This window comes from Flavobacteriales bacterium, from assembly GCA_025210805.1.
Classification (GTDB): domain Bacteria; phylum Bacteroidota; class Bacteroidia; order Flavobacteriales; family CAJXXR01; genus JAOAQX01.
The window spans coordinates 31929-49725 of the sequence record JAOAQX010000027.1 but is presented as its reverse complement, the minus strand read 5'-3'; the positions used below and the strand labels follow the sequence as shown (position 1 = coordinate 49725).

Genomic DNA, 17797 nt, shown 5'->3' with positions numbered 1-17797 from the left:
ATGAGCTACACAGCAAAAGGAAAAGTCCTAAGAGTAGGCGAAATCATTCAAGTGAGTGACACGTTTAAGAAAAGAGAAATTGTAATTGAAACTGATGAACAATACCCTCAGATTCTTTCTTTTGAATTTAATCAAGACAAGGTCCATATTCTTAACGAATATATTAAAGATGATTTAGTTTCTATCGATTTTTCAATACGAGGTCGAGAGTGGCAGAAGGATCAAGAGTCTCCAAAACAAGTGTTTCACACACTTTCAGCATGGAAAATTAAAAAGCAATCTCATGAAGAAAGCCAATCTAATGAGTAACAATCTAAAAATAGAAGGCTTTGTGCAAGATATTACCCAGTTTCGAAAAGGTAATGCACAAATATTGATTTTGAACAGTCCGTCGGTAGGGATATCGGCGGTTTTACCAAAGAACTTAAACTTTGGATTGATAAGCGTGGGTGATAAGGTGGTGGCGGAGTTTATAACCAAACCACATCACCAAAGTAGAGTAGTAAATGTAGAAATCACAAAAATCGAAAAAATACCTTTTTCGGAGCAAGTGAAAGAATTGATGTAGTAGATGGCATTTGTAAAGCTAGATAGAGAGTATTTTAACAGTCCATTTTGGAACGAAGAGCGAGTATATTCGAAGGCAGAAGCTTGGCTTGATTTATTAGAACAAGCAAGATTTGAAGCATCGACAGAGCTAATAAACGGCAAAGCTATTGAGTTAGAAATAGGAGAAATACCAGTAAGCATCAGATACCTTGAAAAGCGTTGGAAATGGGGTAATACCAAAGTACGTAATTTCATGAAATTACTCATAAAACAAAGGTACGCAACACAGCGAACAACACAAGGACAATCGCTTTTAAGCGTCACTAAATCAGAAGTAAACAAGAAGCACAAAGAAGGTGATAACACACCAAACAACACATCGGCAACACACCGACAACACAACGACAACACAAAAGAAAAGAATATAAGAAGTAAAGAATTAAAGAAAGTAATAGTAGAGAAGGAGAAAAAGAAAAGGAAAACCTTTTCCCCCCCCTCCCTTTCTGAAATCGAAAATTACTTTTTTGAAAAATCTCAAAATACCGAGTTTTCAAAAACACAAGCTGAAAGATTCTTTCACTTCTACCAATCTAACAACTGGAAGGTCGGTAAAAACAAAATGGCAAACTGGAAATCTGCGGTGAGTAACTGGATTAATCGCCAAAAAGAGTGGGAAAAAAAAGAAAAAAGTTCCGCAAAAAAAGAAAAAGAAACTAAACAACAACGCTATGGAAGACAGACAATTGACACTATCGAAGCAAATGCCGACCCATCCAAATGGGGTTTGGGAGGTACTTGATAAAGCAAGTCAAATGACTGATAGAGAGTTTTTAAGTACTCCAAAGCAGATGATAAAAGATGCTCCAATAGAGACTTTAAGATCGATATTGCCATTGCTGATGACTCGGATTTGCGTTCTTTCGGGCATCAAGGAAGAAATCGACAACCTAAATGCTCAAGATATATCCAAAATGATTCTAAGTCGATATAAGACACTTTCAGTATTTGAGATAAACAAAGCCTTTGAATTAGAAAGATATTCCGCATACGATCGTAAAACCGACCATTTTCAGCTTTTCAACGCTGAATATGTTGGTGAAATTTTAAAGAAATACCAAAATTGGAAGAAAAGGCAGTATCGGGAGCAAAATATACCAATGCCTGACCAACTGGTAAAAGAAGCAAAAAAAGAGCTTCCAGTTACGCTTAAATCCGAAGAAGAATGGGCGGAGGAAATTAAGGAAGAATTTCTAAAAACCAATCAAATGCCTAGTGCTTGGTTTAAATATTGGCTTTCGACATGGAAATATTTTCATGGCAGAAAAGACGAAATGCAAAAACACAGAAGAAAAGCGGAAATCCTCGTAAAAGACGAATACCGAACTATGCGAAAATTCAACTTCGGCAAACCAAAACCAACTGAAAAAGAGATTAAAAGAAAAATGGCAGAGCTTAGTTTAATAGAGCTTTGGCGAAACGAAAACTAAACAAAAATTCAATTATGGAAACAAGAGCATCAAAAAAGAACATAAAAAAATATGAGTCAATCCTAAAAGTACTAAAATCAAGTATGGCTCTAAATGAAAACATTTCTATGTTTAAATTTAGTACAGATTTCAGTGTGTCAAAAGATTTAAGCGTTGTTTTACAATTAGCAGGAATAATAAAAAAAAATGAAAAAGGAGGGTGGAAATGGATCGGTGGAAATCCAAACGAAAACATGGCGGCATTAGTGCTTAAAACATTTTCATCACGAAATCCTAGAGAGAAAAATACTAGTGAATTACATGTGAGTATCTTGAGTCAATTAAAGGAACTCAAAAAAGATATAGATAGGAGGGGTGATAATTTTAGGATGAGCAACTTCATAAAAAAGCATAATCCTGCATCGTCTATTGGATTAATCTTATCTAAAAATGGAATAATAAAGAAAACTGGACATGGAAGAGCTGTAAAATGGGAATGGGTAGGAATAACGCCGAACATTAAAATGGCTGAGAAGCTGTACCAAGAAGTTGAAAAACACAATCCGAATCATGTTGTAAATTGGAGAAAATCAATAGAATGGGCTAAGTGTGAAAAAAGCAGTAAAAAAGAAAATAAAAACTATTTCATTGAAAATAGGCGAAAAAATCATAACAAAATAAAACAGGTTGAAAAATCTACACCAAATGCGGAGTTAAGAGCTTCCTCTTTTTCAAAAAAAGAAACAACGCAGATTTCAATGGATGAGTATGCTAAACTTATCGGTTATCAAAGAATAGCTAAGATATTTCTGCAGAGAAATAAGATAACAAGTGTGTTAATAGATAATTAAACAAAAACGATTATGGAATTAAACAACGAGAAAATAGCAATCAACTGCGAAACGGAAGAAGAAGCGAGAGTATTTATCAATGAATGCGGGTGTGAGTTTGAAAGCGGTATCGAAGGCATTTATTGGGGTGTATATGAATCACGCACTTGCTACAACGTTGAAGCGAGTAGTTTATTATACTCCCCAAAATCATTCTACGAAAAAGAAGGCTATCAAATAATCCCCTACAAATTCTGGAAACTAAAAGAGGGCGACAAAGTCTTTATTCGTGAGGACTTGAAGGATGGGGAGTGGTATGGAGATTTTTATTGGCATAAGAGTCAAATAAAAGGCTGCTTTATCGAAATTGAACACAAAAATTTATTAGATATATTTTATAAAGATCATCATTACACCCCCGAAATGATTGACTGGGAAAAGACGTTGCAAAATCAGATACCTAGAGAGGTTATTTATAAAGGCGATTGGTATGAATTAATCGGCTATTATGAGGGATCTAAAAACCCTTATGTATTGAAAGATAAAACCAATGTGCTTGTAGCTGTTTCAAAGATTGAAGAGATTGAAGAAATTGAAACGATGACAAAAGAAGAAGCTGAAAGGAAATTTAAAATAAAGATCGTATGACACTACAAGAAGCGAAAGAGAAAGGATTGTACATTCATACCTACGACCTTAATCGTTTTAAATACCGAGACGAAAACGACGTTGAACATCTAATCCACAACGGTAAAGAGGTTGCAAAAGGTTTATATGTTTATTCCTACGATGAAAACCGTTGGGAATACCGAGATGAAAAAGGTATATGGCACGAAGTAGACTTAACAAAAGACTAAAAACTAAAAATGGGATATAGAAATTACATAGCGTCAATTCCAAGAAAGGAGTATGATAAAATTAAAAACTTCACTAGAGAGGAGTTATACAAGTACAAGAACGAGCCAATGAATGGTCATGTTGGCGTGCATGATGTTGCTCAAACAACACTTTATGAATTAGGTAAATACGTTGATTCGTTCCCAAAACAACTATTCAAACCTGTTTTTTTAAATAAAGAGTTGCAGAGGAGTTTTACAGAAGAACATGACTTTTATTTAGTGGGCAGAAAGTTTTTAGAATCAGTTATGGATTTGTACGCAAACAAAGTAAAGGACTATTACAAAAAATTGTTAGAGCCTATAATAAGTAACGATAAGTTTCCGCGTCTTAAAGACCCAAAAGAATATGATTCAAAAGATGTTTTCAAATTGGCAGAACATATAAAAAGTATGGCTTTTGAGTGGAATCATCCTATGTATCAAAATCACCTACCATACAATCTAAATAATGGTGATGCAGTAACAACCAGTCATAAGTACGAGTATGCTCAATTTGAATTAGTAAGGATTTACAAAACATTTGATTGGAAGAACAATGTATTAATTTACTACGGACATTAGAGTTAATGCAACAACCCTACAAACAAACAAAAAAAAATGACTGAGAAACTAGAAATAAAGCATAAAGCATACGAGCTAAATTTAGACAAAATACACGAAGGACACCTCTATTCAGAATTTGTTGTTTTTGCAGAAACAAGAGGTCAAGCAAAGCAAAAAATAAGTGGAGAAATTGATATGTGTGATTATAAGCTTGAATTATCCGAAGATGAAATGACCTTCTTAAATATGCCGATACGTAGAGCAAAGCAATATGACAAGGTAGTTTATAAGGGTGTAGAGATGCAGAGACATGAAGTTAAATACAGGATTAGAGTTGAGGAATATAACGCAAAAATTGAAAAATATTTGCAAGACCCTAAGATAACGCATTGTTACATTAGAAAACGAGGGATGTATTACGGATGGAATAAGTGCGGTTATGTTTCTTATTCTACTCATGCGGGAGTTTATCCAAAAGAAGAAGCAGTACCATATTGCAAGGGTAATTTAGATTTAATTTGTGAACCCATTGATAATAACACACATAACGAACAGATAATTAATCAAATAGCAAGACTTAGAAAAGGTTTGATTACTGACTAACACACTAAAAAATGACAGAAAAAGAAGAAAAACTACTAAGCCAAGTACTACACATGGTACTTTCGGGGCAAATATTGATTGAGACATTGGAGAGCATGAAAAGTATGCCACCATTGGCTAAAGAGCTTAAACATAAAACCAAGCATCATTTTAACGGCTTATTGAAATCAGTTGAGGGCATCATAAAGCGAGATGAAGAAATGGTTTACAATTATGAACAAAGCTTCATAATTAACGGAGGTAATGCCTATACAGACTTCATTAAAAATATTGCTCAATCCAAAATTGATGAATTTGTTATTTACAGCTTATTTCGGGATTCGATGGAAAATGATGTAACCTTTAAAAATTACATGAAAACCAAGATAAAAGCTTTTGAAAAACAATGTGAAACTTTTGAGGTATGAGTATAGTAATATTAATCTCGGCTCTAATTATTTCACTTTTATGTTTGAATTTTCTTGATAAGAAAGATAAGCTAGAAGAGAAAATAGCGAGACAAAAAGCACGAATTAAGGAGCTGGAAGAACTAACAAAACCAAAGTGCAAGCACTCTACCTACGTAGGGGTTAAATCACAAAAACCCAAAATCAAAAAAAATCAAAGAAACTTTAAGAAAAATAGCGATGGCAAAAGTACGGTTCACGTGTGACGATAAAAACACAAAAATATTTAACCTAAGCAGCATAAAGGAATTAGAATATGTACCAATGGTGGGTGATGAAATTGTGACAAGCAACAAAGACTTCATGAGAGCAAGTTTCAGAATTAAACCTTGGAGCAAAGACAAGGGAGTAAAGGGTCGTAATAACTATACACTTTTAAATTTCGTAGTTAAAAGTAGAAAATATATACTAGGTAGAGATGAGTGGGAATTACTTTGCGAACCAACAGCTAGTAGCTTAACATATTTACTGGGTAAGGTTAAAGTTTAGCTGTGCGATAGCTTTAAATATACGACTACTACTACATTGCAACAAACCAAAAACTAAATAAACTATGTTAATAGGAACAACACACAAAAAAGATTTTTGGGGAGAATTACCCGAAGACTACTTAGATGACGTATATAAACGTATGTCAAAAAACCTAATCCTAAAAGCTATGGAGGAGGGTTTAATTAATACTAACTACACCGTAGAGAAAGAAAGCAATTACCCTTTCAGACCAACCATTGTTACTTTTGAAGTGAAAGCTCACGTTTTAAAAGACGACGATATGAAGCAGGCTTTTAGAAAGCTTGATTTATTAAGTATGAATTTCCCAGATGCGAATTTTTTGATTAATGATATTAAGGAGCTACTTAGAAACTAAAAACTATTATGAAAAACGAAATAACATTTAAAGACTAATTATGAGTGATAAATTAAAAGACAAATTATCAAAGCTCTATGAATTGACAAAAAGAGGTGTTGATGGTGAAAAGGTAAATGCTGAATTTATGTTAAATAGGTTATTGGAAAAGCACGATTTAACCATTGAGGATATTGATCAAGAAACGCCTAAAGAAAGATACTACCCTTATACTGGGTTGCTGAAGAAAAAAATAATACTTCAGATAATTTACAAGGTATCTAATAATGAAAGTATTTACGGAGTAAAAGGTTATAAAGAAATTGCAGCTAAAGTGACCGACTATCAACACGTACAAATATTAGAAATGATTGATTTTCATTTTGAGAACTTTGAAAAAGAAAGAAAACAATTTTTAAAAGACTTTACAGACGCTTATGTGCAGAAGCATCGATTATTTGGTGAGCCGTCTGAAGAATCTTTAAAAACCAAAAAACCTTTAACAGCAGAGGAAAAGCAAGCTATTTGGCGTATGATGAACATTAAAGAATGTTTAAGTAATAAAACTTATACTAAAAAATTAGTCAATAAAAAAGGCTATAATTAGGTTATAGCCTTTTTAAAGTTATATCCTACTTCTTTTCAAATACAAGATGTTTAGGATTAAATATTAAGTGAATTCAAAAATACTAAAAAAAGCATATCAACCAAAATATATCAATAGTATTTCTTATATTTGTACTCAGTTGTGCCGTTGTTAAGCATAACGTTGTATGCACTCATTGTAGTATCTGAGTGCAATTTAGTTTTAAAGGAACACTTCTTAAATTAAGAGGTGTTTTTTTGTGCCTAAAAAACTGATATTTAAAAGAATATTCGTAAATTTGAGTATCAAATACAACATTCGTTGCCATCCCGTAATAATCTAATTTACGGACATCCCTCGATAACTGTATCAATTTCCTATTTAGATGGCAGAGGGGGAGACGAAGCAGAAAGCACATATAAAGAGAAAGAAATGCCGTAATTGTGGCAAATTTTTCACACCAGTAAGATCAACAACTGAAACTGCGTGTGGGTTTACCTGTGCTTTAAAGTTAGCCAAAAAAGAATCCCAAAAAAGCAAAAAGAGAGCGTTGGAATTTCAAAAAGAAAGAATCCAACAACGAAAAGAGAAATCACTCAATCACGCTTTACATTCAACAAAGAAAACAGTACACGAATACATAAGACAACGAGATGTCGGGAAAACTTGTATTACGTGTAGCTCCATCCTAAGAGACGAACGCAACTTCGATGCGGGTCACTACTTTCATTTAGGAAACAATAACAACTATTCAGCAATAAGATTTGACTTTGATAATATTCACGGACAATGCCGTAAATGTAACCGCCGTAACGAGGGCGAACATCAAATCTATACCGAAAATTTACCCAAAAGAATTGGATATGAAAGGTATCATAACCTACTCGAAAGAGCCAAAGAAAGCAAACAAACAATCAAAAAGTGGACAAAGTCCGAACTCAAAGAAATCAGAGAGAGAGTTAAAAAGAAAATGCAAATGCTGGCTAAACGTAGGCTTGTGTAACTGTGCACCTGACATCGAAAATGTTTAAGCCATGAATAATTACAACCTACTAATCGGAAAACACGAAGCGATTTGTCAAACTATTGCAGAATGCTTCGCAAAGAAACACGGGATGTACCTAGAATACTGGGTAGGCGATGAAGTAGGAGGACTAGCTTGCTTCGGAGATCACTACTTTTTTAATGTAAACGACATGACGGAAGATTTAAAACACAACTACCCAAAAGGAGCGATCCTTGATTGGTTTGACGATAGGTTGGAGAACAAAGCAGAAATCAATTTAAGAACATATATCAAACTAAAACAACAATGAAAGTAATAAACGAAAATATCACCCTTATCGAAATGGAGATCATTCATCAAGTCGGAACGTATGAGCATTCAATCATTGTTGAAGAGCATATTGATAAAGCATGGGACACTGTACTCGATAACGAAAATGGAATTAGACTAGGAATAAAAGGGGAATACAACTTCATAGAATTTCCGAAACAAGTGCTAGACAACAGTGTTAAAAAGATAAAGCAAATCGCATTAAAAGAGGTTCGTTCAGATTGTGGTGAACATTGGTTTTTTATCCCCGAATGCCTTACTAAACTTGAGATGCTGGATAGTGAGTCGACCATTTACGACGAAGAACTGTTTTTGATGTTAAAAAACGAGAGAAAAGGGAAAAGAGAACATTGGACAATAGATGCTTACAACAGTACAATTAATCACATATTATGGAATCAACGCTAATAATTATCATAACAATAATAGCATTCGGAATAACAATGCTATGGAGAACACTACCAAAAACTGAAAAAAGAATAATCCCAACCATTCAAGAAAATGAATACCTAAAGCACATAACCACTCACCAAGATCCTTTCAATAGGAGAGAAAGAAGAAAGTGCCAAAGAGAGTTATTAAAGATCATTAGAAAACTGGAATCGATCAAAAGAATGATTACCAAAGGAATCAACATCTATTACCATAGAGTGAATAGCACTTATTGGAGATGTGACTACTGGGGGTTTGTTATGGAAGTGGAAGTTTAAAAGAAATAAAGATATGGGAGCACCTAAAGGAAATCAATTTTGGAAACAACGCAGTAAGCACGGAAGGGACAAATTATTCAGTTCTCCCGAAATGCTATGGGATGCATCATGTGAATACTTTGAGTGGTGCGATACAAACCCACTAAAAGAAGAAGAAATAGTAAAAGTAAAAGGTACTTGGGATATAGCGACAACGAATAAAATGAGAGCCTATACATTAACTGGCTTATGCTTGTTCTTAGGTTGCAGCACAGAATATCTAAGACATTTTGAAGAGAACAATAAAGACTCAAAAGATTTTATGCCAATCATTACACGCATACGGGAAGTTATTTATACTCAGAAATTTGAAGGAGCAAGTGCGGGACTATTAAACGCAAACATCATAGCACGAGATTTAGGATTAGCAGACAAGAGAGAGCAAAATGTAAAAGTTGAACAACCATTATTCCCTGATGAGTAATGTTTCAAAGAACTACGGCTATAAATAAAATCAAGAGAATGACGAAGCGAATCAAAGTCATTCAAGGAGGCACATCAGCGGGCAAGACTTATGGTGCTATTCCCGTACTTATTGACAGAGCTATCAAAACACCAAGATTAAAGATCACTATTGTAGCTGAGACCATACCAGCGGTAAAAGATGGATCGGTCGATATTTTCAAAGAAATTATGCAAGGCACAGGGAGATGGAGGGAAAAGGGGTGGATAGGAAACCCGATGGAATATACATTTAGTAATAAATCAAGAATTCAGTTCAAGGCGTTTGATACTGTTGGAAAAGCTAAAGCATCAGGGAAAAGAGATATTTTATTTCTAAATGAGGGGAATCATATAGCATACCCTATTGCAGATGCTTTAATGATTAGAAGCAAAGAGACCTACATTGATTTCAATCCCGATAATGAATTTTGGGTACATACCGAAGTTCTGACTGAATCAAATAGCGAATTCCTCCTACTCACTTATAAAGACAATGAAGCCTTACCGAAAGAAACTCTAGAGGACTTGATGATTAAGCAAGAAAAGGCAAAAATATCAAAATACTGGGCGAACTGGTGCAAGGTTTATATCGATGGGGAAGTAGGTCAATTAGAGGGGACAATATTTAATAACTGGAAACAGATTGATTCAATACCGAAAGAAGCAGAATTTTTAGGTTATGGAAAAGATTTTGGCTTTACAAACGATCCAACAACACTTATCGCTCTTTACAAATGGAATTCAAAATTAATATGGGACGAATTGATCTACGAGAAGGGATTAACTAATCCTCAGATTGCAAGAAGGCTAAAAGATTTAGGAGTGAATCCCAAAGACGATATAGTGGCAGATTCGTCAGAGCCAAAATCAATAAAAGAGATAAAGTCATACGGATTCGCCATAAAAGGAGCGGAAAAAGGGAAAGACTCTATTGTTTTTGGAATATCACTTCTTCAAGAGTATGAGATGTTGGTAACAGCTCGAAGTATTAATGTGATCACGGAATTTCGAAAGTACGCTTGGGACAAAGACAGGGAGGGCAATACTTTAAACAAACCTATTGATAACTACAACCATTGCATTGATGCGATGCGGTATATAGCTGTTGATAAGCTGGCAAAGGGAAAAAAGAAAAAGAAAACAAAATACTATGCTTAATCAAATAAATATCCATGAATTACTATCACTATCCGAAGAAGAGTTTGGGAACTATCACGCAGTATTGAAGTGGCAAAAACCATCCGCACATCTTGGCTACTTCCAAGCAAAGGAGTTCACGCAATTACCCTATGCCGTTGTTGGTGAAATTAGAGCATTAGCAAACAACCCAAGCGAGATGCCAAGACTATTTCATTTAGTCTTTGGAGTTTCAGAAGTCCAGTTTCTAAATCAGCAATGCCAAGACTTGTTTACTGGATTAAACTACATCAAAGAGCAACTATCCTTGATTGAAACAATAGAATCCAAAGCATTTGAAAGCGACAATATCGAGGACTCAGAGCTATGGAAACAAGCAGAAGGCGGTAGGCTTCAAAAGTATTCCTACTGGAACAACACGATCACATTAGCTGAGAAATTCGGGAAAACACCCCAAGAAATTGGACAGATGCCATACCACGAAGTCTTAACAGTACTAATGCAACTGAAGGACCATGGAGAAACAACCAAACGATTTTACGAACTAAAGCAAAAAACAACCAAAAATGCTTAATACAGAGACATATTTTCAAGGAATAGCCGAGCAGTTAGGATGGGGATTTGTTTACGGATCAAGAGACAAACAGAACCTACTGGCAAGTGCCATGGATGATATCAATGACCTTTTCACCAAAGATAGAGAGGTTGATTTTATGATGTTCTGCAGGCGTTACAGAAGCGTTGGCGATAAGGTGGAAATCGAACTAATCCTTGGCTTTTCACATGCCCCAAACTACGACAAATTCAAAATCAATCAAGACTTTGTTGTCCCATCGGAGCAGAACTATTACGAAAAGTTACTACCCATCCTAAGAGATAGCGGAGAGGTTACGACCAAGACCGTTTACGACATGATCAACGAACATGACAAGAATGTATCGGGCGTATTTGTTTCACTTGAAATAGACCACTATGACATTAAGTGTTAGTAAACTGATTCTTAAAAACGAATTTGAAACCTTGCGAGTGGACTTGATTCAAAAGCATGACGAATTAAAAATGCGTGCATCTGGACGATGGGCAAAAGGGTTGGAAGTGGAAGTACAGAGGGATTCAGCTACGCTTTGGGGATTGGATTACACCAATAAATTAATACATGGCCAAGCCCCTGGTATTATGCCATCACCAAAGAAGATTGAGCAATGGATGAAAGACAAGGGGATTCAAGCGAGAAATCCAAGTATGCTCGCTTATATCATTGCTAAAAAGATTGAAAGAGAGGGAACAAGGTATTTTCGAAAGGGAGGAACTGATTTGGTCGATTCAGTCATCACACCTCAAAGAATTCAACAAATATTAGACAAAGTGAGCCACGCAAACGTGGATGAGTTCGTGCATTTATCAAAACAAATATTCAAAGAAATAGCATAATGGCAGTAGTTAACAAGACATCAAAGCTAAAACGTAGCGGAATATTCTTATCGGGTCACAATGACCAGATTTGGGAATTCCAAGGTAATACAGCCAACAATAAAGGCTATATGTTACATTGGGAGATCACGGCACCAACATCAGGACTATTCGCCAGTAAGCAAATGGTGAGGAGGTTTCACGCAAATCTAAAAGATAACATAAAGCAGTTTGTTTCAATTCCAAATCCAACAGAAGAGGACGACAATAACTACATGGCTATTCCAAAGATAGATTTAGACTTCTTTGAAGTCTTGGCAAACGGAAACAATCAGCAAGACTATTCAGAAAGTGAAAGCTATCACATTTTAGATTCGGTGGTAAATTTTGGAGAAAATGTCAATTCCTCAATAGGTTTTATGACAGATTTTGGGATTAATCATTATCACAGCTTCCCAACAACTATTCCCCTAAGAATAGCAAGTAATATTAACCAATCGATAAGTACGCAGTTAAAATTGGCATCAGATTCAGGAGTAGTGACTATTGATAATTTAGGAACGAACACACAGCCGTGCTACTATCATTGGTTTTATCATGAAGATTTAAGCCAGTATTTGAACGGAAAAAAAAATACACGATTACAGCTACATATAAATGGATCATTAGTCCAAGAGCTGCCTATATCTTTTGATGTTAATCCCTGCCTAGATGGGGTATTCCTAAGATGGAAGAATAAGTACGGAGGTTTTGAGTCTCATTTGTTCTCAAATATTTACGAAACTTCATTAAAGCCAAAATCAAAAACGTTCAGCACTATCGAGGGCGAGACTTTAGCCAGTAAGCATTTTGATTCTGAAATCAGAATAGTAGCCAACGGATTAAATCATAATGATTACGCCAAACTTTCGGATCTTGAGAAGTCAGCAGAAATATACAGATGGCATCGAGATACTAACGAATGGGAAGAAGTTTTTGTAAAGCAAATTTCCAAACGAAATACAAAGATTACAAGCGGTGATTTAGCATTCAAGGTGACGACTCAAAAGTTTTACACGAATGATTAGATTGCTACTAAACCATCAAGAAGTTGATGTTTACAATACATCAATCAAATACGTTGCTCAAAGCTTCCTTGTGGGTGATATTGAGAAGCGACAAGCATCTTTTGCACCAAAGATTAAGATTGTCCGAAACGCTAAAAGTACCAACGCTTTAAACAACGTTGGCTTTAGCGGTCATACATCCACGGCTTACAATCAAATCATTCGTGCCGACCTTTGGGAAAATGGAGTATTGAGAATCACCAACGGAGTATTCAAGCTCACAGACTCTTTGAATTTGGAGGGTGTGATTTACACTAAAGAAAAAACGTTCTTTGAGTGGATAAAAGGGAAGACTATTTCCGAATTAGATTTCTCATTTATACCAACGGAAATAAATAATTCAGTTAGTCAAACTAATTGGATGGGAGCTCTAAATAAAAGGGCGGTAGATTTCTGTTTTCCTATTCAAGAGTTTATTGCCCCAAAAGACCCTGATTATTCGGGAGGTGCTTTTATTGGAACTTCACCACACATGGACGACGGTTATATTTTAAGTTCCCAACCTAAATACCCAATAGAATTACTTCCTATCGTCTTATATGTAAAAGGTATTGTGACGAAAATATTCAACGAATCGGGTTTTGAAGTTCGTTTTCCAGTAAGTTCTGATATTGACAACGAAGTTATAAACACTAAGTTATATCAAAACTATTTACACGGATCTTTTGGATACAATGATAAAGCATACCATGACATAAGTCAAGAGAAGTTTTTAAAGGCTTTTTTAGTGCGATTTGGCTTGGTGCTAAAGCAAATGGCGGGAGATGGATTTGAACTTGTATTTGTCAAGGATATATTGAACGCTTCTTTCGGTATTACTGATTGGTCTGCAAAATTTAGTGAAGTAACTTCTATTCAGCATAATTTACAAGGATATGGGAAAGAAAACAAAGTTAAAGCTAAAATCAAAAGGCACTTTGTACCCTACGTAACTACCAATGCTTCTACTGGGGAACTGGAAGAAACAACTCTATTAGATTATGGATTTGCACACCCTAATCGGAACACATGGCAAGACGATTATCTTTTCAATCTAAGCAACGAACATTTAATCGAATCTAAAGGCATTTGGAATTGGCTCTTTGAGAATTATGCCGATGAATTATTTCAAGACTCAACCAGTCCTTTCAATATGGCTTTTAATGTATATGGTCATATAAAGTATATCAGCCCCACAGTAGATAATGAAATTAAGTTCTTAGACGAGGAGCAACCGATAAGGCTTTACAATATCAAAAGGGTATCGAATGGGGATAATGACTACAAGCCTTTGAAGTTATACACTGGAAATTTAAGCGGAATAAATCAACCCGAATACAATGTACTAAGGCAAGATAAGACTATGCCAAAGTACTACATAGATACCTATTGGCAAGAATGGATAGCAATGTTGGATAATCATCAGTTGCATACCGTTATGCTAAATCTAACGAGGGAGGACGTTATTAATTTCGACATCAAAAAGCCTATTCATATCAAGCAATTAGGAGGTTTATTTTATGTGAATAAAATCCACGGATATAACCCGAGAGCATTAACCAAAGTTGAATTAATCAAAATTAAATAATGGCAAAAGAAATTGAAATAGCAAAGTTGGACATTGACACAAAGTCAATGAATGCAAAGTTGTTGGAACTTCAAAAGAGCAAGATTGATTTATCTACGCAAATCAAGGATTTAAAGAAAGCGACAAACAATTTAACAACAGCTACTGACGAGGAACTAAAAGCATATACTGAACTTGATAAGGAGCTAAAGAATATTAGTACCGAATACAACACTCAAAGAAAAGCGGTGACACTTGTTGAGCAAGCTAACAAATTAGCGATAACATCAGCCAATAATGAAATCAAGTCAAGAAGACAATTAAGGTCTGAACTAAAGATCTTAAGAACGCAAAGAGATGAAATAACAGCATCTGACGAACGATCTATTGCCTTACGCAAAAAACTTAGTGAGACTATTGATGAGCATACAGAAGCGTTAAAAGATAGCGGTAGCGAAGAAGATAAACGAATAGCAGGCATTGGGCAGTATGAAGATGCTATAACATCAGCTTTAAACAAAATGGGTCCATTTGGGCAAACTATCTCAAACACCTATCAACAGATCAATGTATTCACGCAAGAACTTTCAACTAAAAAAACCGCCTTACTTGAGTCAACTAAAGCAACAGTAGGGGCAAGTAGAGGACTGAAACTATTTCGAATAGCACTTATCAGTACTGGAATAGGGGCTATAGTGGTGGCTATCGGATTACTTGTGCAAGGATTCTTATCCACTCAGAGAGGAATGGATGCGGTAACGAGAGTAACTAAACCATTATCTGTATTCATGCAAAAGCTTTGGGGGATAGTTCAAAACTTAGGAACTGAATTAATAGATTCATTTGAAAATCCTCAAAAAGCTATTAAAGACTTAGGGCAATTGATAATCGACAATATTTTAAACAGATTTAAAGCCGTTGGAGTAGCGGGTAAAGCCATCACAAAAATACTAAGCGGTAAAGTTACAGAAGGATTTAAAGAGTTAGCAGATGCGAGCATACAGATGGCGACAGGAGTTACAAATGCTACTGATAAATTAATAGAAGGCGGAAAAGCAGTTAAAAAACTGGCAGAAGAATCCATAAAAGAAGGTAATAAAGAAGTTGATTTAAGGATCGCGATCGAACAAGCGGAAATTAGACTTGTTAAAAAGAAAAGCGAACTAAATAAGCTAGCTAGAGAGCAAAAGAAAATTTCAGAAGACACTACCAAATCTACCTCAGAAAGAATTTCCGCAGCAGAAAAAGCGACAGACTTTGCTAAACAACTTGTTAATGAGGAGCAAAAGGTTGTTGATTTAAAAATAAGAGAAGCAGAGCTTCAAGCAACTTATAACGATACTGACAGGGAGACACAAAAACAGATAGCTCAACTTTACGCAGAAAAAAACGAGATTGAAGCAAGAGGTATTGAGTTTTCAACAACTCTACAAAATCAAAAAAACACAATTACAAAACAAGGAATACAAGCATCAATAAAAAATGCGGAAGCTGAATTGGATATTTATATTCTGAATAATAAGGAAAAATTAAAATCAGACAAAAAGCTATCAAAAGATTTAATTAACACTCGAATTGCTATTTACAGAAATGTAGCAAATATGCAAAAAGCAATTGAGGACGATAGGTTAGCAGGAAATGAAATATCCAAGAAAGAACATGAGAAAAGGTTACTAGAGATTGAGCAAGAGTTTTTAGACAAGAAAAACAATCTGAAAACACAATTTGATCAACAAAATTTAGCTAACGAACAAAAAGAAAACGGCAGAAAAAGGCAGCTAAAAGAGTTCGAGCATGAACAAAAATTACTTGATGCTGAGAGCGATTACGAAAGACGACAAATAGAGCTTGATCGAGAGCGAGAACAAAAAATCGCTCATGCAGAAAAATTAGGACAAGACACTACCAATATCAAAGAGCATTATGCTGAACTGGAGAAGCAAATCAATAGAGATAAGGTACAAGCTGAACTAATTGCAACTACGCAATTAATGGGACAATTATCATCACTATTAGGAAGAGAAACAAAAATTGGTAAAACCTTAGCAATAGCACAAGCAACTATTAACACTTATGTTGGAGCAACCAAAGCTTTAGCACAAGGTGGTCTTGCAGGAGCTCTTCAAATGGCAGGAGTAATTACAGCGGGATTTGCTCAAGTAAGCAAAATCGTTTCGACCAAAGTTGATGCCCCAAAGTTTTATAAAGGTGGTCAAGTCGGAAGAACTTCAACAGGCATCATAAACAACCCCCAAAACGTACCAACGCAGAAAGGCGGGGATAATGTATTGATTTACGCTAAACGTGGCGAAATGGTGCTAAATGCAGACCAACAACGTAGAGCGAGTTTATTGTACGGAAATAATGTTTTTGGAGCTATTGGAGTTCCTGGTTTTTATAATGGCGGATTAGTCGGAAATACCTCATACACACATATCATAAACCAAACTAGAACTCCAAGAATCGCACACTTTGATCCAAGAGTAATGACCGAAGCGGTGAAAGAGGGATTACGAGAAACCGTATTAGTTACCCCAGTAGATACAATCACGGATATACAAACAACAACCAACCAAACAGAAGCCGATGCCGAACTTTAAACACATATTGGAGGGGTGGAAAAATTACGCATTTGAAAACCCCGAAATTGAAGAATTAGCAAAAAAAAGAGCGGAAATATGTCACACATGTGACTTAAAGAAGAAAACGCTAATCGATGTGTTGGAAGATTATCGAATCATTAAAGCTAAAGGGTACGTGTGTGGTCAATGCAACTGCCCTTTATCATCAAAATTGCGAGTTAAAAACGAAAAATGCCCTGAAAATAAATGGTAAAAACGAGTAAATACAATTTTCTAAAACAGTTGGAAGACGACGGAACACTACAATTAGCGGTTAATTGCGGAGTGATTTCAATGAATCTTTACAATCAGTATTTAGCATACAAACGTTATATGGAGATCCTTCCCCGATGCAAAACGAAAACAGAAGCTCATTCAGAAATAGCGGTAGAACATGGGTATGCAAGTGCTAATTCTGTTAAAATTATGCTTCATAAGTTTAGTAAAGAGTAACAACTATTTATAAATTATAGTCTTCTCTTCCTTAGTTGGGTGGATGTTCTTTGTAATGTGATAGGTATTAGTCACCTTAGTTTCTTTAGGCTTCCAAGATTCGTATTCTTTACGAAATTTCTTGGAGGCTTTTTTTATGTCTTTTCTCGAATCTTGAACCAAATACAATATTCCCCTCCCTATCAAGAAGCAGACCCCAAGAAATAGCATAATCAAAATTAAAACA

At 35.3% G+C, this 17797-nt stretch carries 27 protein-coding genes; all 27 read left to right on the top strand.

The window, feature by feature from the left end; translation table 11 throughout:
- The 27 genes from N4A45_10455 to N4A45_10325 all read left to right on the top strand — a co-directional run bounded on the left by N4A45_10455 (position 1) and on the right by N4A45_10325 (position 17571).
- Positions 1 to 309, top strand: coding sequence for a DUF3127 domain-containing protein (locus N4A45_10455; protein MCT4665643.1), 309 nt, complete (start codon positions 1 to 3; stop codon positions 307 to 309).
- A complete protein-coding gene (locus N4A45_10450; GenBank protein MCT4665642.1) occupies positions 284 to 568 on the top strand; it encodes a hypothetical protein in 285 nt (94 codons plus the stop codon). Before N4A45_10455 ends, N4A45_10450 begins: the two co-directional genes overlap by 26 nt.
- A 3-nt stretch (positions 569 to 571) precedes the next feature.
- Entirely contained in the window at positions 572 to 1348 is a 777-nt protein-coding gene (locus N4A45_10445) for a hypothetical protein (protein ID MCT4665641.1), read from the top strand.
- Complete coding sequence (locus N4A45_10440) at positions 1278 to 2036, top strand: hypothetical protein (protein MCT4665640.1); 759 nt, start codon at positions 1278 to 1280, stop codon at positions 2034 to 2036. The genes N4A45_10445 and N4A45_10440 overlap by 71 nt, the downstream gene beginning before the upstream one ends.
- Positions 2037 to 2050: 14 nt before the next feature.
- Entirely contained in the window at positions 2051 to 2866 is an 816-nt protein-coding gene (locus N4A45_10435) for a hypothetical protein (GenBank protein ID MCT4665639.1), read from the top strand.
- Between the two features lie 12 nt (positions 2867 to 2878).
- A complete protein-coding gene (locus N4A45_10430; GenBank protein MCT4665638.1) occupies positions 2879 to 3493 on the top strand; it encodes a hypothetical protein in 615 nt (204 codons plus the stop codon).
- Positions 3490 to 3702 carry a hypothetical protein gene (locus N4A45_10425; GenBank protein MCT4665637.1) on the top strand — a complete coding sequence of 71 codons (213 nt, stop codon included), beginning with the start codon at positions 3490 to 3492 and terminating at the stop codon, positions 3700 to 3702. The genes N4A45_10430 and N4A45_10425 overlap by 4 nt, the downstream gene beginning before the upstream one ends.
- Positions 3703 to 3711: 9 nt before the next feature.
- Complete coding sequence (locus N4A45_10420; protein MCT4665636.1) at positions 3712 to 4305, top strand: hypothetical protein; 594 nt, start codon at positions 3712 to 3714, stop codon at positions 4303 to 4305.
- Between the two features lie 36 nt (positions 4306 to 4341).
- Entirely contained in the window at positions 4342 to 4890 is a 549-nt protein-coding gene (locus N4A45_10415) for a hypothetical protein (protein MCT4665635.1), read from the top strand.
- An 11-nt stretch (positions 4891 to 4901) separates the two neighbouring features.
- Positions 4902 to 5297, top strand: a complete 396-nt coding sequence (locus N4A45_10410; protein ID MCT4665634.1) for a hypothetical protein — start codon at positions 4902 to 4904, stop codon at positions 5295 to 5297.
- A gap of 219 nt (positions 5298 to 5516) precedes the next feature.
- Positions 5517 to 5825: a hypothetical protein gene (locus N4A45_10405; GenBank protein MCT4665633.1), complete on the top strand. Its 309-nt coding sequence runs from the start codon at positions 5517 to 5519 to the stop codon at positions 5823 to 5825.
- Between the two features lie 64 nt (positions 5826 to 5889).
- Positions 5890 to 6204, top strand: a complete 315-nt coding sequence (locus N4A45_10400; GenBank protein MCT4665632.1) for a hypothetical protein — start codon at positions 5890 to 5892, stop codon at positions 6202 to 6204.
- Positions 6205 to 6244: 40 nt separating this feature from the next.
- Positions 6245 to 6790, top strand: coding sequence for a hypothetical protein (locus N4A45_10395; protein MCT4665631.1), 546 nt, complete (start codon positions 6245 to 6247; stop codon positions 6788 to 6790).
- 364 nt (positions 6791 to 7154) lie between these two features.
- A complete protein-coding gene (locus N4A45_10390) occupies positions 7155 to 7772 on the top strand; it encodes a recombination protein NinG (GenBank protein ID MCT4665630.1) in 618 nt (205 codons plus the stop codon).
- 31 nt (positions 7773 to 7803) lie between these two features.
- On the top strand, positions 7804 to 8085 hold the full coding sequence (locus tag N4A45_10385) for a hypothetical protein (protein ID MCT4665629.1): 282 nt from the start codon (positions 7804 to 7806) through the stop codon (positions 8083 to 8085).
- A complete protein-coding gene (locus N4A45_10380; protein MCT4665628.1) occupies positions 8082 to 8513 on the top strand; it encodes a hypothetical protein in 432 nt (143 codons plus the stop codon). Before N4A45_10385 ends, N4A45_10380 begins: the two co-directional genes overlap by 4 nt.
- Before the next feature lie 35 nt (positions 8514 to 8548).
- Positions 8549 to 8815: a hypothetical protein gene (locus N4A45_10375; protein ID MCT4665627.1), complete on the top strand. Its 267-nt coding sequence runs from the start codon at positions 8549 to 8551 to the stop codon at positions 8813 to 8815.
- A gap of 13 nt (positions 8816 to 8828) precedes the next feature.
- Positions 8829 to 9278, top strand: a complete 450-nt coding sequence (locus N4A45_10370; GenBank protein ID MCT4665626.1) for a DNA-packaging protein — start codon at positions 8829 to 8831, stop codon at positions 9276 to 9278.
- Positions 9279 to 9316: 38 nt separating this feature from the next.
- Positions 9317 to 10456: a terminase large subunit gene (locus tag N4A45_10365; GenBank protein ID MCT4665625.1), complete on the top strand. Its 1140-nt coding sequence runs from the start codon at positions 9317 to 9319 to the stop codon at positions 10454 to 10456.
- The gene (locus tag N4A45_10360) at positions 10449 to 11009 is read left to right on the top strand and encodes a hypothetical protein (protein MCT4665624.1); all 561 of its coding nucleotides are present in this window, start codon (positions 10449 to 10451) and stop codon (positions 11007 to 11009) included. Before N4A45_10365 ends, N4A45_10360 begins: the two co-directional genes overlap by 8 nt.
- Positions 11002 to 11424, top strand: a complete 423-nt coding sequence (locus N4A45_10355; GenBank protein MCT4665623.1) for a hypothetical protein — start codon at positions 11002 to 11004, stop codon at positions 11422 to 11424. The genes N4A45_10360 and N4A45_10355 overlap by 8 nt, the downstream gene beginning before the upstream one ends.
- Complete coding sequence (locus N4A45_10350; protein ID MCT4665622.1) at positions 11408 to 11866, top strand: hypothetical protein; 459 nt, start codon at positions 11408 to 11410, stop codon at positions 11864 to 11866. The genes N4A45_10355 and N4A45_10350 overlap by 17 nt, the downstream gene beginning before the upstream one ends.
- Positions 11866 to 12912, top strand: coding sequence for a hypothetical protein (locus tag N4A45_10345; protein ID MCT4665621.1), 1047 nt, complete (start codon positions 11866 to 11868; stop codon positions 12910 to 12912). The genes N4A45_10350 and N4A45_10345 overlap by 1 nt, the downstream gene beginning before the upstream one ends.
- A complete protein-coding gene (locus N4A45_10340; protein ID MCT4665620.1) occupies positions 12905 to 14518 on the top strand; it encodes a hypothetical protein in 1614 nt (537 codons plus the stop codon). Before N4A45_10345 ends, N4A45_10340 begins: the two co-directional genes overlap by 8 nt.
- Positions 14518 to 17097: a hypothetical protein gene (locus tag N4A45_10335; GenBank protein ID MCT4665619.1), complete on the top strand. Its 2580-nt coding sequence runs from the start codon at positions 14518 to 14520 to the stop codon at positions 17095 to 17097. The genes N4A45_10340 and N4A45_10335 overlap by 1 nt, the downstream gene beginning before the upstream one ends.
- A complete protein-coding gene (locus N4A45_10330) occupies positions 17084 to 17332 on the top strand; it encodes a hypothetical protein (protein ID MCT4665618.1) in 249 nt (82 codons plus the stop codon). The genes N4A45_10335 and N4A45_10330 overlap by 14 nt, the downstream gene beginning before the upstream one ends.
- Entirely contained in the window at positions 17326 to 17571 is a 246-nt protein-coding gene (locus N4A45_10325) for a hypothetical protein (GenBank protein MCT4665617.1), read from the top strand. The genes N4A45_10330 and N4A45_10325 overlap by 7 nt, the downstream gene beginning before the upstream one ends.
- Positions 17572 to 17797: the final 226 nt, after the last annotated feature.

What these genes read in the sequence shown, in the direction of transcription:
- N4A45_10445 (MCT4665641.1), top strand. Translation starts at nt 572, where the DNA reads ATGGCATTTGTAAAGCTAGATAGAGAGTATTTTAACAGTCCATTTTGG.
- N4A45_10425 (MCT4665637.1), top strand. Translation starts at nt 3,490, where the DNA reads ATGACACTACAAGAAGCGAAAGAGAAAGGATTGTACATTCATACCTAC.
- N4A45_10390 (MCT4665630.1), top strand. Translation starts at nt 7,155, where the DNA reads ATGGCAGAGGGGGAGACGAAGCAGAAAGCACATATAAAGAGAAAGAAA.
- N4A45_10400 (MCT4665632.1), top strand. Translation starts at nt 5,890, where the DNA reads ATGTTAATAGGAACAACACACAAAAAAGATTTTTGGGGAGAATTACCC.
- N4A45_10355 (MCT4665623.1), top strand. Translation starts at nt 11,002, where the DNA reads ATGCTTAATACAGAGACATATTTTCAAGGAATAGCCGAGCAGTTAGGA.
- N4A45_10430 (MCT4665638.1), top strand. Translation starts at nt 2,879, where the DNA reads ATGGAATTAAACAACGAGAAAATAGCAATCAACTGCGAAACGGAAGAA.
- N4A45_10370 (MCT4665626.1), top strand. Translation starts at nt 8,829, where the DNA reads ATGGGAGCACCTAAAGGAAATCAATTTTGGAAACAACGCAGTAAGCAC.
- N4A45_10415 (MCT4665635.1), top strand. Translation starts at nt 4,342, where the DNA reads ATGACTGAGAAACTAGAAATAAAGCATAAAGCATACGAGCTAAATTTA.
- N4A45_10345 (MCT4665621.1), top strand. Translation starts at nt 11,866, where the DNA reads ATGGCAGTAGTTAACAAGACATCAAAGCTAAAACGTAGCGGAATATTC.
- N4A45_10435 (MCT4665639.1), top strand. Translation starts at nt 2,051, where the DNA reads ATGGAAACAAGAGCATCAAAAAAGAACATAAAAAAATATGAGTCAATC.
- N4A45_10405 (MCT4665633.1), top strand. Translation starts at nt 5,517, where the DNA reads ATGGCAAAAGTACGGTTCACGTGTGACGATAAAAACACAAAAATATTT.
- N4A45_10350 (MCT4665622.1), top strand. Translation starts at nt 11,408, where the DNA reads ATGACATTAAGTGTTAGTAAACTGATTCTTAAAAACGAATTTGAAACC.
- N4A45_10325 (MCT4665617.1), top strand. Translation starts at nt 17,326, where the DNA reads ATGGTAAAAACGAGTAAATACAATTTTCTAAAACAGTTGGAAGACGAC.
- N4A45_10380 (MCT4665628.1), top strand. Translation starts at nt 8,082, where the DNA reads ATGAAAGTAATAAACGAAAATATCACCCTTATCGAAATGGAGATCATT.
- N4A45_10450 (MCT4665642.1), top strand. Translation starts at nt 284, where the DNA reads ATGAAGAAAGCCAATCTAATGAGTAACAATCTAAAAATAGAAGGCTTT.
- N4A45_10420 (MCT4665636.1), top strand. Translation starts at nt 3,712, where the DNA reads ATGGGATATAGAAATTACATAGCGTCAATTCCAAGAAAGGAGTATGAT.
- N4A45_10395 (MCT4665631.1), top strand. Translation starts at nt 6,245, where the DNA reads ATGAGTGATAAATTAAAAGACAAATTATCAAAGCTCTATGAATTGACA.
- N4A45_10385 (MCT4665629.1), top strand. Translation starts at nt 7,804, where the DNA reads ATGAATAATTACAACCTACTAATCGGAAAACACGAAGCGATTTGTCAA.
- N4A45_10360 (MCT4665624.1), top strand. Translation starts at nt 10,449, where the DNA reads ATGCTTAATCAAATAAATATCCATGAATTACTATCACTATCCGAAGAA.
- N4A45_10330 (MCT4665618.1), top strand. Translation starts at nt 17,084, where the DNA reads ATGCCGAACTTTAAACACATATTGGAGGGGTGGAAAAATTACGCATTT.
- N4A45_10410 (MCT4665634.1), top strand. Translation starts at nt 4,902, where the DNA reads ATGACAGAAAAAGAAGAAAAACTACTAAGCCAAGTACTACACATGGTA.
- N4A45_10440 (MCT4665640.1), top strand. Translation starts at nt 1,278, where the DNA reads ATGGAAGACAGACAATTGACACTATCGAAGCAAATGCCGACCCATCCA.
- N4A45_10375 (MCT4665627.1), top strand. Translation starts at nt 8,549, where the DNA reads ATGCTATGGAGAACACTACCAAAAACTGAAAAAAGAATAATCCCAACC.
- N4A45_10335 (MCT4665619.1), top strand. Translation starts at nt 14,518, where the DNA reads ATGGCAAAAGAAATTGAAATAGCAAAGTTGGACATTGACACAAAGTCA.
- N4A45_10365 (MCT4665625.1), top strand. Translation starts at nt 9,317, where the DNA reads ATGACGAAGCGAATCAAAGTCATTCAAGGAGGCACATCAGCGGGCAAG.
- N4A45_10340 (MCT4665620.1), top strand. Translation starts at nt 12,905, where the DNA reads ATGATTAGATTGCTACTAAACCATCAAGAAGTTGATGTTTACAATACA.
- N4A45_10455 (MCT4665643.1), top strand. Translation starts at nt 1, where the DNA reads ATGAGCTACACAGCAAAAGGAAAAGTCCTAAGAGTAGGCGAAATCATT.